Annotated in this window: 16 protein-coding genes; 5 read left to right on the plus strand and 11 right to left on the minus strand. The window is 36.2% G+C overall.

All coding sequences use genetic code 11. The features are described from left to right. The first annotated feature begins 8 nt into the window (after window positions 1-8). Window positions 9-1085: a hypothetical protein gene (locus LV704_RS14625; protein ID WP_163423018.1), complete on the plus strand. Its 1077-nt coding sequence runs from the start codon at window positions 9-11 to the stop codon at window positions 1083-1085. On the opposite strand, the gene LV704_RS14630 is transcribed toward LV704_RS14625, so the two are convergent. From LV704_RS14630 to LV704_RS14655, 6 genes are read right to left on the minus strand one after another with little or no spacing between them, the layout of a single operon-like run. After that, window positions 1082-2140 (minus strand): nucleoid-associated protein, encoded by a 1059-nt coding sequence (locus LV704_RS14630; protein WP_163423019.1) that lies wholly within the window; start codon window positions 2138-2140, stop codon window positions 1082-1084. The genes LV704_RS14625 and LV704_RS14630 overlap by 4 nt on opposite strands. A gap of 28 nt (window positions 2141-2168) precedes the next feature. Continuing rightward, window positions 2169-2663: a plasmid pRiA4b ORF-3 family protein gene (locus LV704_RS14635; protein WP_163423020.1), complete on the minus strand. Its 495-nt coding sequence runs from the start codon at window positions 2661-2663 to the stop codon at window positions 2169-2171. A 44-nt stretch (window positions 2664-2707) separates the two neighbouring features. After that, on the minus strand, window positions 2708-3721 hold the full coding sequence (locus LV704_RS14640) for a COX15/CtaA family protein (RefSeq protein WP_163423021.1): 1014 nt from the start codon (window positions 3719-3721) through the stop codon (window positions 2708-2710). 1 nt (window position 3722) lies between these two features. Beyond that, the gene (locus LV704_RS14645; RefSeq protein ID WP_163423022.1) at window positions 3723-5147 is read right to left on the minus strand and encodes a CCA tRNA nucleotidyltransferase; all 1425 of its coding nucleotides are present in this window, start codon (window positions 5145-5147) and stop codon (window positions 3723-3725) included. Between the two features lies 1 nt (window position 5148). After that, window positions 5149-5709 carry an L-threonylcarbamoyladenylate synthase gene (locus tag LV704_RS14650; protein ID WP_163423023.1) on the minus strand — a complete coding sequence of 187 codons (561 nt, stop codon included), beginning with the start codon at window positions 5707-5709 and terminating at the stop codon, window positions 5149-5151. Continuing rightward, entirely contained in the window at window positions 5702-6529 is an 828-nt protein-coding gene (locus LV704_RS14655; RefSeq protein WP_163423024.1) for a zinc-binding alcohol dehydrogenase, read from the minus strand. The genes LV704_RS14650 and LV704_RS14655 overlap by 8 nt, the downstream gene beginning before the upstream one ends. Before the next feature lie 66 nt (window positions 6530-6595). Here LV704_RS14655 and LV704_RS14660 point away from each other — a divergent pair, with 66 nt between their 5' ends. Further along, a complete protein-coding gene (locus LV704_RS14660; protein WP_163423143.1) occupies window positions 6596-7429 on the plus strand; it encodes a glycosyltransferase family 2 protein in 834 nt (277 codons plus the stop codon). On the opposite strand, the gene LV704_RS14665 is transcribed toward LV704_RS14660, so the two are convergent. Continuing rightward, a complete protein-coding gene (locus LV704_RS14665; RefSeq protein ID WP_163423025.1) occupies window positions 7411-8214 on the minus strand; it encodes a glycosyltransferase family 2 protein in 804 nt (267 codons plus the stop codon). The genes LV704_RS14660 and LV704_RS14665 overlap by 19 nt on opposite strands. Window positions 8215-8481: 267 nt before the next feature. Next, complete coding sequence (locus tag LV704_RS14670) at window positions 8482-9297, minus strand: 2,3,4,5-tetrahydropyridine-2,6-dicarboxylate N-succinyltransferase (RefSeq protein WP_163423026.1); 816 nt, start codon at window positions 9295-9297, stop codon at window positions 8482-8484. Between the two features lie 98 nt (window positions 9298-9395). On the opposite strand from LV704_RS14670, the gene ruvX reads away from it, so the two are divergent. The 3 genes from ruvX to LV704_RS14685 are packed head-to-tail and all read left to right on the plus strand — an operon-like array spanning window position 9396 to window position 10889. Then, window positions 9396-9806 carry a Holliday junction resolvase RuvX gene (gene ruvX / locus LV704_RS14675; RefSeq protein WP_163423027.1) on the plus strand — a complete coding sequence of 137 codons (411 nt, stop codon included), beginning with the start codon at window positions 9396-9398 and terminating at the stop codon, window positions 9804-9806. A gap of 4 nt (window positions 9807-9810) precedes the next feature. After that, window positions 9811-10401 (plus strand): peptide deformylase, encoded by a 591-nt coding sequence (gene def / locus LV704_RS14680; protein WP_163423028.1) that lies wholly within the window; start codon window positions 9811-9813, stop codon window positions 10399-10401. 53 nt (window positions 10402-10454) lie between these two features. Next, the gene (locus tag LV704_RS14685) at window positions 10455-10889 is read left to right on the plus strand and encodes a DUF5606 domain-containing protein (protein WP_163423029.1); all 435 of its coding nucleotides are present in this window, start codon (window positions 10455-10457) and stop codon (window positions 10887-10889) included. A gap of 3 nt (window positions 10890-10892) precedes the next feature. Here the strand turns inward: LV704_RS14685 and LV704_RS14690 are convergent, their stop codons facing one another. From LV704_RS14690 to bglX, 3 genes are read right to left on the minus strand one after another with little or no spacing between them, the layout of a single operon-like run. Further along, a complete protein-coding gene (locus tag LV704_RS14690) occupies window positions 10893-12464 on the minus strand; it encodes a family 20 glycosylhydrolase (RefSeq protein ID WP_163423030.1) in 1572 nt (523 codons plus the stop codon). A gap of 2 nt (window positions 12465-12466) precedes the next feature. After that, window positions 12467-13123: a GDSL-type esterase/lipase family protein gene (locus tag LV704_RS14695; RefSeq protein ID WP_163423031.1), complete on the minus strand. Its 657-nt coding sequence runs from the start codon at window positions 13121-13123 to the stop codon at window positions 12467-12469. An 11-nt stretch (window positions 13124-13134) separates the two neighbouring features. Next, window positions 13135-15387, minus strand: a complete 2253-nt coding sequence (gene bglX / locus LV704_RS14700; RefSeq protein ID WP_163423032.1) for a beta-glucosidase BglX — start codon at window positions 15385-15387, stop codon at window positions 13135-13137. Between the last annotated feature and the right edge of the window lie 75 nt (window positions 15388-15462).

Consider the following 15462-nt stretch of genomic DNA (forward strand, 5'->3'; position numbering starts at 1 on the left):
GGGAAAGAATGTCCGAGGAAAAATTAATGTCGAAAAAAAAGCCTGCTTACCCAGTCAATAAAAAATTGGATGGATATCTACATCGCTATAATCGAAAAATTGAAATTCCCATTTTTTATGAAGACCTATTAAGATTTGCGGGCTCTATAGTAGTTTATGATTCTGAAGGTGCAGATACACTTTGGGTTCGGGTGTATTACTCTGATTTTGAGCGCGAAGAAATTGATTTGAGCCTTAAAAGGGTCTATTCTATCTTACATTCAGATGGTAGTGATGGTATTTTAGAATTCCTTAGTGTGGATGCTGTTGATTATTGCACTTTTGGAAACTCTAAACCTTTTAGAATCAAGGTTCGGAACATTTTAAATGACAATTTCACTTATTTCTATGTAAAAAAGACAGATGCATCTAGAGTTTATGGTTTAGAACTGGAACATATGCTTTCACCCTATAATCTCAATTTTTTGGTTTACGGAGATACATTGATTGAAGAACATATTGCGGGAATCCCTGGAGATGTTTTTATCAGTGATATGTTGCCCAAATGTACGGAGGCTGAAAAGGCACAGTTGGCGAAGGAATTTGTGAAATTCAATGAACGCTGTATGATTCGTCTGCTAGGAGATATGAGATCTTATAATTACGTGATCGTACCAGTGCATGATTTTGATCATGTGGTTTATAAGATTAGGGCGATAGATTTTGACCAGCAATGTTTTGAAGGAAAATTAAAAGTTTACAGGCCTCAGTTTTTTAAGGAAAACTTTAAAATGGTGGAGTTGGTCAGGACAAAACTGCAAAAGAATTCTGTTGATCAGTATAAGATTGAAGAACGCTCCATTGTGGCCAAACGGATTTTAAGTTCGGGTAACCGAATTAAAAGATTAGTGAGTATAAGCAAAACAGATGATATTTCTTTGAAAGAAAATATTGATCAGCTCAAACTTCAGATATACGAACTAACCAAAGACCTCGACTTTAAAAAGAGCACCACAATGGGAGAAGTGCTATCCTTGGCTCTAGATTTTGTGAAGCGAAACTACCAAGATGTAAATATGAAGCAGATTTTGAATAATGAACCTTAAGTCTTTTGCTCTTTATTGAAATACACTAGGTAATAATACATCTGCCGCTCTTCGTCCCAACCTTTTTCTACAAATTTTTCCGCAGATTCCGGGTTGATAAAATCCATTTTTATCTGAATGTTGGTATCTAGATTGATGACGTTTTTTATTTTTTTACGCGCATCTGAAACTGCTTTATTGGCAATATCAAAATTGGAAACATCTTCAATGCTAAACTTAGGCCCTTTTTCAACCTTGTAATGTTTAAATTCTGGAATAAGCTCAGGATTTTCTATTACCTCATTTAAAAAAGAACTCTCTTCAAAAGCGTCATTTTTTGCAAAATGGTTTACCGCCCTGTTCATAAAGAGTACCTCTTGTTGTTTGTCTTCAGCAGGAAGAACCACATCTTTTGCAAAGTTTTGACAGAATTTCAGGTAATTTTTGGTGTAAAAATTTTCATCGGTCAAAGGCGATAGTCCCAGGAAGTTTTCCAACCAATATTTAGCATCGTAACGATTACTGTCTACAGATAGAACTTTGTACCCTTCTTCTTTATTTACATTGAATACAATACATCCTTTATCCAATTTATTGATGTTGATGCCTTGACGGATCAAGATTTCCAAGTTTTGGTCTTTTTCTTTGAACTGTAAAAAATCATGCTTCAGTTCACTTTTAAAAATTCCTATGGCATCTGTCTTTTGATTGTCGATAACCATATCTGAAAAATGGACAACATACACCTCTCCGCTCTTTATGTGCGGGTGATTGGATTCTTCATAAAGCAGGGTTGTAATTCTTTTAGAAATTAAATGCGATTTTGATCCGTCTTCAAAAAGCTCGGAAACAGACTTAAAGATCTCATTAAATTCCAAATCCACCTCATGAGAAAATTTGAAATAGTTCTCTTCCTTTTCCCTAAAAGGCTTAAAAAAATACTCTTTTAACAGACCCGACATTTCATCATTTAATGATAAAGGTTCTGCGGATAAAAAAATAGCTTCGTTCTTGCTCTTATTGCCAACTCTGTGAAGTGAAACACTTTCGATTTGGGCAGGATACAGGTTTAGCATATGGTACTTTTTATGGGTAGGTTAGTTGTTAGTTCCAGTTTTCATCAAAATCCAGGTCCTCATAATTATCAAGCGAATCATCAAAATCTATTGATGGTTTGGATTCAAACTTTTTCTCAGGCGGAGAATCAGGTAATTCACCAAAACTGAAGAGAAGGTTTGGATAGATTCTTCCATCTTCTTTTTCAATGATATCTGCCAATTCAACAAAAAACGTCCACATGCTAAAAAAGTCGTAGACATAAATCAATTTTGGATTTTGTTCTGTCATCACATCGCTGAGCCCGGTCTCATTCATCAATCTAATATCAGAACCTGTCTCGCTCATATCAAAAAGTGCGATTTCCTCATCTTGGTTCCATTCCTCATCGCAAGTATAAAAGGAAGCCATTTCACTGCCACCAAACCCAAAAGCCTGAGTAATTGCATTATGAAAATCTTCTAAGGTACTGGCATCCTCCACTTCAATATCTCTAAAGATATCATCCTCTGCATCAAGTATTATCCTTATTTTATAAATCATCCTCGAATTTTTAAAATGGACGCAAAGTTACAACAAATAGTGTGTCATTTAGTGAACCTATGCAAAGTAAAAGTCATTGCCGCCAACAGAAAAAATGCTCCTATTTGGTGAGCAACCCCAAGCCATAGGGGTACAGCATATATCAGCGTTAGAACACCCAACAAAAATTGCAAACCAACTAAAGCCAGCAAAGTTTTGATGCCGCTCTCTTGCAAGGGAGTAAGTACAAATTTTTTGGCCCTGAACCACAAGAGAGCAATGATCCCAACCACTATATATGCTAGATAGCGATGGACAAATTGAACCCCACTTTTGCCTTCTATAAAGTTTTTAAGAAAGGGTTGTTGTTCTATATATACGGTTTCATGAACTAGTTTTCCTTCACTCATTAACGGCCAGTGGTTATGGATAAACCCTGCATCTAAACCAGCAACGAATGCGCCCCAAACAATTTGAACAACAAGAACAAACAATCCGATTCGGAGTAAATTACGGATGCTTTTATTGACTTCCTTTTTTGATGGATAAATCAAATCTAAAGCAACCCAAAGACTATAGGCAAAAGTCAGAAAGGCAGTGGTTAAATGAGCAGCCAACCTATAATGAGAAACGTCTGGACGGTCAACCAACCCACTTTTTACCATATACCAACCTAAAAAACCTTGAAAGCCACCCATAACGAGCAGTATCACGCATTTTTTTATGGTTGGTCTATCTAATTTTTTAGTTATTAAGAAGAAAACGAATGGAACAATAAAAACAATGCCAATGAATCTACCAATGACTCTATGAAACCATTCCCAGAAATAAATGCTTTTAAAATCATCCAAGGAAAAATGGTAGTTCAGTTTTTGGTACTCAGGATACTGTTTGTACAAATCAAAAGCTTCCTGCCATTCCAATTCGTTCATTGGAGGTAATGTGCCACTGATTAATTTATAATCGGACATAGAAAGTCCGGAATGGGTTAATCTGGTAATACCACCAACAAGAACCATGATAAAAATTAGAATACAACCAACTAACAGCCAATATATTACGGATTTATTAGTTTTCATATCAATCGGTTTTCAAGTTCATTTTCTTGCCTTTATCAAGCATAAATTGATATGCGGCTTCATATTCATTGGGAATTTCACCTTCCAAGATAGCTTCTTTAATAGCCTCTTTTATGATTCCTATTTCTTTAGAAGGCTTTAGATTGAATACCTGCATAATTTCCTCTCCAGTTACAGGTGGTTGAAAATTGCGTACGTGATCCCTCTCTTCAACCTCTACTATTTTTTTTCGAACAATTTGAAAGTTATTCTTGTACTTTCGCTGTTTTCTTGGGTTTTTTGTAGTGATGTCCGCTTCACATAAGGTCATAAGGTCCTCCACATATTCTCCGGCATCAAAAACCAAACGACGTACGGCAGAATCGGTTATATGGTCTTCAGACAGAACAATGGGTCTTGAACTCATCAATACCATTTTTTGAACGAATTTCATTTTATCGTTCAGTGGCATTTTTAGTCTTTTGAAAAGTTTATAGACCATCTTTGATCCTACGAATTCATGTGCATGAAACGTCCATCCAATTTTTTTATGAAAACGTTTGGTCGGGGCTTTTCCAATATCATGCAACAATGCAGCCCATCTTAACCAGAGATCATTCGTATTTTCCGAAATGTTATCCACAACTTCTAGCGTATGCCAAAAATTATCTTTGTGACGTTGTCCCTCAATTTCTTCGATGCCCTGCAGAGCAGTAAGCTCAGGAAGAATGATTGGTAGTAATCCGGTTTGGTGCAACAATTTAAAACCAATGGAAGGTTTTTTACTTAGAATTATCTTATGAAGCTCATCTACAATTCTTTCCTTGGAAACAATCTTGATGCGTTCTTTATTTTCGGTAATAGCCCGAAGCGATTTTAATTCAATATCAAAATCCAATTGAGTGGCAAAACGTATGGCGCGCATCATACGCAAAGGATCATCTGAATAGGTTATACCTGGCTCCAGTGGAGTTTTTATGAGTTTTTTTTCTAAATCGCTTAATCCATTAAAAGGATCTAATAGTTGACCATGGCTTGATTGATTTAAGGATAAGGCCATGGCATTTATCGTGAAATCCCTTCGGTTTTGGTCATCTTCAAGGGAGCCATCCTCCACAACTGGCTTTCTGCTATCATGGTGATAGCTTTCCTTTCTGGCTCCTACAAATTCCAACTCCAGTTCTTGGTGCTTGATCATGGCAGTGCCGAAGTTCTTAAAAACTGAAACTTGGGGCTTTCCTTTAAGTTTGGAAGCTACTTTTTTTGCAAGTTCAATTCCGCTGCCTATTACAACGATATCAATATCTTTTGGAGTGCCTCTTTTAAGCAAATAGTCTCTAACAAACCCTCCAATAACAAAAGAATCTGCACCTAGTTCTTGAGAAGTTTCTCCAATGAGTTTAAAAATGGGATGTTGTATTGCCTCTTTATGGAATTCCTGCGTCATTTTATTCCCTGATTACCTTAACCTGGCCATCATTACTAAGCTTTATTATAGATGAAGGAGAAGGATTTTTGTTTTCTAACTGCAAATTTACCACATAGTTCACTCCTTTTATAATTTCTGAACTTATCTCTTTAAAGTTGTTGGGTGTTGGGTTCCCAGAAATATTAGCTGATGTGGATACGATAGGTTTTCCAAATTTATTAATCAAATATTGACAAAACTTATCAGATGCCACACGTATAGCCAAAGTATTGTCTTCTGCTATTAGATTTTTGGCAACATTTTTTGGATGGTCAAAAACAATGGTGGTCGGTTTTTCTGCAAGATCCATGATGTCATAAGCAACTTCTGGCACTTCTTTTACATGACGCTCTAACATAGCTTGATGGGCAACAAGACAAATCAAGGCTTTACTGTCAGCTCTCTTTTTTAGTTCGTATACTTTTTTAACTGCGGCTTCATTGGTGGCATCACAACCAATCCCCCATACCGTATCGGTAGGGTAAAGGATTAAATTCCCTTTTTTTAGTTCTCTAATGCAGTTGTTGATTTGTTCAATCAATTTTATTCAATTTAAAGTTAAAGTGATCATCTAAAGCTTGCCACTGAATTCTGTTTTTATCCTCTGTAATATTGGTTTTTTTTAAGGATACCTTTTGAGACCCCCATATAGGAATAGGTTCTTTTCCACTATTTTCGGCTTGTATGGATTTTGTTCCTTTTAACAGCCCCATTGCCTTGAACCACAAATCATCTGCTTTTGGGGCAAGTTTCATAAAAAGTTCTTGATTATGAACTTGCTCATCCAGAGAATTGATAGGGTAGAGGGTACCGCCAGCACCAATAGGTAATGTACTATCTTTATTTGTACAGGGCTTATTTCCAGAACGCCATTCTTTATATGGTAATAGCTCCTCATCATTGTTATACGTAATACATCTTGTTTGATTTCCGATAATTTCTGCTGGATGTTTTTGATGAATTTCATGCAACTTGGATAGCCAATCTTTTCTGTACATCATATCATCATCACAAGTAACAACTACATTATTTGGAAGTATGTTTAGTGTTTCTACCAATTTTCTGTGTGAGCTGGTGTATTTTGAAAATTTAATTGAAAACATGGAACTGGTTAAACTTGAGAGTTTTTTTGGAATGTTATTTTCCAAATCTTCATGTAACCAAAGAACTACTTGTTCTGGCAGGACATCTTGGTTTAAGAGGCTCCTGATGGTAAGGTGCACTATATGCAGTCTAGATGGTATTGAAGCCAATGACACGATTACGGGAATTTGCTTTTTTTCTTTCAGAAACTTTTCTTTGGAGGTATTTGATAATTTAACATGGTTAAAAAGAGAAATGGGTATTTCTTTTACCTTCATCGGATATATTTTAAAACACAAAATTAAGGATATGCGATAATATTTAATATTTCTATTTTTGCCATGATGAACAAAGACAAAAAGGACAATCCTAAAATATCAATTATAGTAAGTACCTATAATTCTGAAGAATGGTTAAAAAAAGTACTTTGGGGCTTTAACTGTCAAATCTTCAAAAATTTTGAAGTTGTTATCGCTGATGATGGATCTGGCCCTAAAACTAAAAAACTTCTGGATACTATGTCCAAAGAAGTTTTTTATACAATAGTCCATGTTTGGCAAGAAGATGAAGGTTTTCAAAAATCGAGAATATTGAATAAATCTGTTGAAGCATGTAACGCAGATTATATTATAATGACGGATGGTGATTGTATTCCAAGAGAGGATTTTGTGGAAGTACATTACATAAACAAAGAGAAGGGGTATTTTATTTCTGGGGGATATTATATGCTTCCCATGAATATCTCAAAGATGATTACATTGGAAGATATTCAGAAACAAAACTGTTTTAATATTCAGTGGCTCAAGGAGAAAGGGGTTCCGAAGACATTTAAAAACAATAAACTTACTGCTAATGGTTTGATATCTAAGTTTTTGAATACGTTTACTCCTACCAATGCAAGTTGGAACGGCCATAACTCTTCAGGCTGGAAAAAGGATATCTTAAATGTAAACGGTTTTGATGAACGAATGCAATACGGAGGGCAGGATAGAGAATTAGGCGAGCGTATGTTCAATTTTGGTTTAAAATCAAAGCAATTAAGATACAGTGCCGTTTGTGTTCATCTTGACCATAAGAGAGGGTATAAAACGCCAGAATCGATTGCAAAAAACACTGCAATAAGAAGGGAGACAAGAAACAAAAAACTAGTTTGGACCCACTATGGCATTACCAAGTAATAGGTAAGCTCATTTTTCTTTTCCAATTTTTTCAACTCTCTATATCTTTCCAAGACGCCTAGAGCATTTAGATATGAAATCGTTATACCTTTTTTGCCATCCAGAAAGCCTAATCTCAAGACATAATGATTGAAGAATTTCCAAATGGGTTTTATTGTCATGGAGATATAGTTGAAGTGCTTTTCCTTATAAAAAGCCTCTTTCGCCTTTAATTGACCGTAACGAAGCATTTTACCTTTGTAATCTTCATAATTTTTGTAGCAATAATGAGTAAGCTTTTCATTGAGAATACAGGAGTTTCCGTCAACTTCCAAAGTTTCATGCACAATCTTTTTATCTGTAAATTGAGCTTTACTTTTTCTAAACAACCTATGGTTTTTATCTGTCTGCCAACCACTAAAATTTAGTGGAGTATTTTGAAACATGAACTTACGATAGAACCAATATGCTTCACAAGCATCGGGATTGTTTATTGTTTTGGATATTTCTTTTTGAAGTTCATCACTAACAATTTCATCAGCATCTACAAACAGTATCCAATCATTTGTGGCTTGTTTAAGGGTATATGATTTTTGCGCCGTAAAGTTTTCAAACGGATTTTGAATTACTTTGACCTTAGGGTGCTTTTGTAGGTATTCGTAAGTGCCGTCAGTACTGAAGGAATCAACAACGATGATTTCATCTGCAAATGATATGGAATCTATACATTTTTCAATGTAACCCATCTCATTGTAAGTTATGATCAACGCGGATAATTTTTGCTTTGGGGTGCTCAATCCAGTCATATTTATTGGTATTCGTATTTGGTATTCACAAAATTATAACAAAAAAATGCAAGGAAAATTGTTTTTAGGTGTAATTTTCTTACACAATGGACATTTTTGAGTATCCCTTGTTTTTCAGTAAAATTTTTAAAAATCTAGGTTGTTGTTGCGTTTAAAAGATGGCGAAATGTCAATAGGTTGCTTAATTTGGAAAGAAAAATTAAATGCTTTCAAATACAATAGTGGACAAATTATCAAAATACAAGGCAAAAACACCAGTAGTGAGGGTTAAACCGCTACATCATGCTCCCTTAACGCATTGTTCAATGATGTTTTTTTATTAGTACTTTCCTTTCTTTTTCCAATAATTAGAGCACAAGGAACTTGAAATTCACCAGCAGCAAATTTTTTGGTATAGCTTCCAGGAATAACCACAGACCTTGCAGGTACCCTGCCTTTTAGTTCTATTGGTTCTTCTGCTGTTACATCGATAATTTTTGTAGAGGCAGTTAGAACCACATTTGCGCCTAAAACAGCTTCTTTTTCTACTCGTACCCCTTCCACAACAATGCACCGCGAACCAATAAAGGCATTATCTTCAATAATTACCGGGGCGGCTTGTAAGGGTTCCAGAACACCGCCAATTCCTACTCCACCGCTCAAATGGACATTTTTACCTATTTGTGCGCAACTGCCAACGGTTGCCCAAGTATCTACCATAGTACCTTCATCTACATAGGCACCAATATTAACATAGCTTGGCATTAAAATAGTTCCTTGGGAAATATAAGCGCCATGTCTGGCAACAGCATGGGGAACCACACGAACGCCTTTTTCTTGGTATCCCCTCTTTAAAGGAATTTTATCATGGTATTCAAAAATACCAGCTTCCAAAACTTCCATCTTTTGAATTGGAAAATAAAGTACAACAGCTTTTTTAACCCACTCGTTGATTTGCCAGTCGTCTTCTTTGGGTTCGGCACATCTTAATTTACCCAAATCAATTAAATTGATTACCTCTCTAATTGCATTTTGGGTTTCTTCTTCTTTTAATAAATCTCTATTATCCCAAGCATTTTCTATAAGTGCTCTTAGCTGTGTCATTTTTTTAAATTTTGACAAAGATAATCTGCAGATTAGAATATTAACGCTTATTTTAAAAGCATAACATTTTTAGGTTTATTTTTGCCAAAATTTTAGACTTGGCAAGAATTTTAGCTTTGGATTATGGAAAAGTAAGAACGGGAATAGCCATTACGGACGAACTGCAATTAATTGCTTCTGGATTAACCACTGTTGAAACAAAGGATTTAATTGCTTTTCTTACTGATTACCTTGAAAAGGAAGCAGTGGAAAAATTTGTGGTTGGGCTTCCAAAACAAATGGACAATACGCCATCAGAATCCGAAGAATTGATTCAAGCTTTTCTAAAGAAGTTGTTGGCTAAGTTTCCAACAATCCAAATAGAGCGCCAAGATGAACGCTTTACTTCCAAAATGGCGTTTCAATCCATGTTGGACAGCGGAATGAAAAAGAAAAAACGACAAAACAAGGCTATTGTTGATGAAATAAGTGCTACGCTAATTTTGCAGGCATACCTTAACAGAATTTAGTTTTATGATTTTACCCATAGTTGCATACGGAGAACCTGTTTTACGTAAAGTTGGAAAGGATGTTACAACGGATTACCCCAAATTGGAAGAGTTGATAACAAATATGTGGGAGACCATGTATAATGCCCATGGGGTAGGTTTAGCAGCTCCACAGATTGGATTGCCCATCCGTCTATTTTTAGTTGATACCACACCATTTTCTGATGATGAGGAATTGAGCAAAGAGGATCAAGAAGCCTTGAATGGTTTTAAAAAGGTATTCATTAATGCTAAAATTGAAGATGAAACGGGTAGCGAATGGGATTTTAATGAGGGTTGTTTAAGTATTCCAGATGTTAGGGAAGATGTAAAACGTAAACCGAAAATCACCATAAGTTATCTAGACGAAGATTTTAAACCACATACCGAAACGTACGATGGTCTTTTGGCAAGAGTCATTCAGCATGAGTACGACCATATTGAGGGAATTCTTTTTACCGACAAGCTTTCTTCGTTAAAAAAAAGACTTTTAAAAAGCAGATTGGACAAAATTTCCAAAGGTAAAATTAGTGTGGATTACAAAATGCGATTCCCTAATATCAAAAAAGGACGTTAAAAAAAACGGTGTTTGGTATAAAAGTATAATTTTGCGCGGATAAAATAGAAAAGATGGTACTGGACAAGATTTTATCAATCGGTGGTAAACCTGGACTTTTTAAGTTGTTGACCCAAACAAGGAGCGGTTTTGTTGGAGAATCTCTATTGGATGGAAAGCGTGTGACCGTTGGTATCAGAAGCAATGTAAGTGTGTTGTCTGAAATAGCCATTTACACTCTAGAAGAAGAAGTGCCGCTTAGAGAGGTCTTTCAAAAGATAAAAGAAAAAGAAGGTGGTAAAAAAACCAGCATTAGCCACAAGGTCGAAAAAATACAACTAGAGGAATACTTCTTTGAAATTCTACCCAATTATGATGAGGATAGAGTATATACCAGTGACATAAAGAAAATTATTCAATGGTATAATATTCTAACGGAAAATAAAATCAATGATTTTTCCGATTCAGATGATGAAGAGGTTTTGGTTTCCTCTGATGAGGAAGAATAGCCACTATTCCCAATCCACCAAATCGGTCGGATAATAATTTACATTCATTCGATTTAAAAAAGGAACCTGTTTGGTAAGACGTGCTTTATAGTCTTCCCAGTTACAATTTTCTGAAGTTGACCAACCTAGTTCAGCATAACCAATTGCTCTTGGAAAGGCTAAATATTCCAGTTCCTCACTGTTGGAAATAGTTTCTGACCAAAGAGGGGCTTCAATACCTAAAATGCTCTCAATGGATAAGCCTTCAACGTATGTTTCGGGATTCCATTTATAGGCAACATCAACAGGAATGAGTCCTGCCCAATCTAACCCAAACTTGGATAATGAGTCATACTTCATGTCCAAATAAGTCTTTTCTCCAGGGGACAACACTATTTTAGAACCATTTTTGGCTGCTTTTAGAGCATTGTGAGGTTCATTCCATAGTTGTGTAACGGTTGATGCGCTTATGTTGCCTTGGGCAATCTCATTCCAGCCCATCATTTGTTTACCATGTTTTTGGACAATCTTTTCAACCTTTTCTACAAAATGGATGTAATCTCTTTTTTTGGTCACATGGCTCTCATCACCGCCAACATGAAAATAAGGTCCTGGAGATAGGGAGGCAACCTCTCTAATAACATCATCTAAAAATGAATAGACCGTATCTTTTCTTGCATCAAAAGTGCTAAAACCTACGCGAGTACCTGTATATGATTTTACTTTTTTACCATTTCCGTTTAAAAAAGGGTAGCTTAAAGTAGCTGCATTGGTATGTCCGGGCATATCTATTTCGGGGATAATGGTAATATGTCTTTGGGCAGCATATTCCACTAGTTCCGTATAGTCATCTTGTGTGTAATAACCTCCAGTGCCTCCACCAACTTCAGTTGCACCGCCAATTTGGGTAAGCTTAGGCCAGGATTTTATTTCAATACGCCACCCTTGATCATCAGAAAGGTGAAGATGCAAAACGTTGTATTTGTAATATGCGAGTATATCCATATACTTTTTCACCTCATCAACAGTAAAAAAATGTCTGGCAACGTCTAACATGGCTCCTCTATATTCAAATTTTGGTTCGTCGAATATTTTCCCTGTCGGAATCAACCATAACGGGTGGTCTGTTAAGGTGTCGTTGCTTTTTTCTGGAATAAGCTGTCTTAAGGTCTGTATTCCTCTAAATGCACCTGATGCAGTTTTTGCATTCAAAAAAATAGAATCTTTTTTGATGTATAATTGATAGGATTCTGGAGTTTTTAGTGCAACGCTGTCAGATTGGTTGATGTATATAAATCTGTCTACAGGGTTTTCACTATTGCTGGTATTGATTGCAATATCCAAATTTGTTTTCAATTTTACTTTTTCTGAGAGAAATTGGCCGACCTGTTCAAATTTAGAATCTGTACTTGACGTGTAAATGACCGTGTTTTTAGATAAACCAAATGCACTGTTTGTTGAAACTGTTTTTAGCGGCTTTGGGATTAAAGCAGTGTTTGAAAGGTCAGTTTTTGGAAAATTAATTTCCTTTTTTTTGGTTTGACAGGCCGCCATGGTGAGAATGGCGGTAAAAATCAACACTGTTCTAGATAACATGTTTAAGGATTGGTTTTGTTCATATAATTTTTAATGACCTCATACCAGAGATCATACCCTTTGACGTTCATATGGAGTCCGTCCGCTATAAAAAGATCTGTTTTTAGTTTTCTTTTGTTTAGCATGATATTCCATACATCGGCAAATTGGACACCATCACTGTTTGAAGCCAATTTGGATAGTTGTTTGTTTAAACGTTTGTACCTACCCTTTAAATGCCATCTGGAAATACTTGGTTTTGCAGAGATAAGAACTATTTCCATTTCTGGTCTTTTTTGGTGTAGATCTTTCAAAATTCGCTCTATTGTACCAATAATAGCTTTCGGTTTTCTTTTTGCACTTATATCATTGTCTCCTTCATAAATGAAGACCTTGGTTGGAGTATAGTTAAGAATCAATTCATTTAGATAATGTTCTAAATCAGAAGATTGAGATCCTCCAAAACCAGTATTAAGAATTTGGTGTTCGGGAAATCTTTTCTGCAAATCTTTCCAAAGACGAATACTGGAACTACCTGTAAAAACAATGGTGTTTTTTGAAGCGTCCCAAATAGAATCTGTCTTTTGTTGCACTTCTTTCACCTCATTGGCAAATGGTAAACTTTCTTGAGCGTTTATAGTCAATACCGATAAAAAGAGAAGCAATAAATACCTTATCATTTTCTGACCTATTATTTTAAAACAAATGTGTCGGTTAAACCCTCTTGTGAGTTTGTTCCCACCATAACTCCAAACGTTCCCGGTTCAACCACAAACTCGTAATCATGATTATAAAAACCAAGTTCTTTATTAGTCAAAACAAATGTCACTTTCTGAGAAGCTCCTGGAGCTAAACTAATTTTTTGGAAACCTTTCAATTCCTTCACGGGCCTAACTACACTAGCAACTTTATCATGAACATAAAGTTGTACCACTTCCTTTCCTACTACTTTTCCTGTGTTCTGGACAGTGGCGGAAACCTTAATGTTATTTTGATCGTTTGTGTCAATTTCCAAATCGGTGTATTTGAATGTGGTATAACTTAATCCATAGCCAAAAGGAAATAATGGCTCATTTTTTTCATCACCATAATGTGTCCAGAACACTGTAGATTCTGGGTCGGGTCTTCCTGTGCTAAAATGATTATAATAAATAGGTACTTGACCAACGCTTCTTGGAAAGGTCATTGGTAGTTTTCCACTTGGGTTATGCTTTCCAAGTAAGGTTTCGGCTATGGCATTCCCAGCTTGAGAACCTAATTGCCAAGTCTCCAAAATGGCAGGGATATTCTCTGCCTCCCAATTAATTGCCAGAGGACGCCCATTCATTAGTATTAGCACGATATTCTTATTGACTTCATGGACTGCCTTCAACAAATCTAATTGCAAACCAGGTAAATCCAGTTTAGTACGACTACGTCCCTCTCCACTTTGGAACCCATGTTCTCCCAAAACCATCAGAACAACATCGGATTCTTTGGCGAGAGCAACGGCTTCTTGCATACCAGAAGTATCTGTTTCATTTACTTTTACCTCGTTTAAAAAATTGGCATCTTCAAATACTTTCGGTCCTTGTGAATAAGAGAAGTTTATGGAATGATTTTTTAGGCCTTCTAAGACAGAAATTCCAGTATTATCATCTGAGCCTAATCGCCAACTTCCAAGTGAACTGTTGTTGTCGTCTGCCAATTGACCAATAACTGCTATTTTTTGCTGGTCTTTTTTAAGAGGAAGAAGGTTCTCGTCGTTTTTTAAAAGTACAATAGATTTTAGTGCTATGTCCAAAACAGCAGCTTGATGATCTGTATGATATAGTTCATCTTTTTCTCTTTCTTCATTACAATACCTATAGGGATCTTCAAAAAGGCCCAACTCAAACTTCACTCTTAGAATACGTCTTACCGCATCATCTATTAAATTTTCATCCACCTTACCTTCTTTTACATTTTCTGCCAGGTGTAATACGTATGCAGAAGACTCCATGTCCATATCAGAACCAGCTTTGACGCCAATTTCTGCAGCATGCTTCAAATCTTCCGCAAATCCATGAGGCACCATTTCTCCAACGGATGACCAGTCTGATATTACAAAACCATCAAAACCCCACTTTTCTTTCAAAATATCTCGTTGTAACATTTTATTGCCGGTAACGGGAATTCCGTTAAGAATATTGAAACCATTCATTAAGGTTTTAACATCGGCATCCACTGCAGCTTTAAATGGAGGTAACACGGTGTTGTAAAGTGTGGAAGTGCCAATATCTGCGGTATTATACTCTTTACCAGCTTCTGCAAAACCATAGGCTGCAAAATGCTTGGCGCAGGCAGCAAGAGTATTAGGCTTGGAAAGGTCATCGCCTTGAAAACCTTTAACCCGGGCCTTGGCAATTTCTGCACCTAAATAGGTGTCTTCCCCACCACCTTCCATAACACGGCCCCAACGAGGGTCTCTGGAAATATCCACCATAGGAGCAAAAGTCCAATTAAGTCCTACAGAAGAGGCTTCTTGAGCAGCTATTTTTGCAGAATTCTCAATGGCTTCCATATCCCAGCTTGCAGCTTCTGCTAAAGGTATTGGGGCTAGGGTTTTATATCCATGTATAACATCATATCCAAATATTAAAGGGATGCCCAAACGGGTCTCTTCAACTACAAGTTTCTGCAATTTCCTTACTTCTTCAGTACCTACTACATTCAACATTGAACCAACAAGCCCTTTTTTAAGGTGCTCATATTTGGTTTCTGCATTACCTCCTTTGGGAGCTGGACCTGTTACATCCCAAAACCCATTGTATTGGTTCATTTGACCTACTTTTTCCTCTAAGGTCATCTGTTGTAACAATGAATTTATTTTATCCTCTATACTTTTTTCTTGAGCCATAACACAATTGTTAAAGCATGCAAAGTAAAGTGAAATTATGAGAAGATAGTACAGGTTAGCTTTCATGATTCTAAAAAGTGTTGATAGTCTTCTAAAATAAGCCAAAATCTATCACTCACTAATATACGGTCTTTGTATTTT

The sequence above is a fragment of the Flagellimonas sp. CMM7 genome (assembly GCF_021390195.1).
GTDB lineage: Bacteria > Bacteroidota > Bacteroidia > Flavobacteriales > Flavobacteriaceae > Flagellimonas.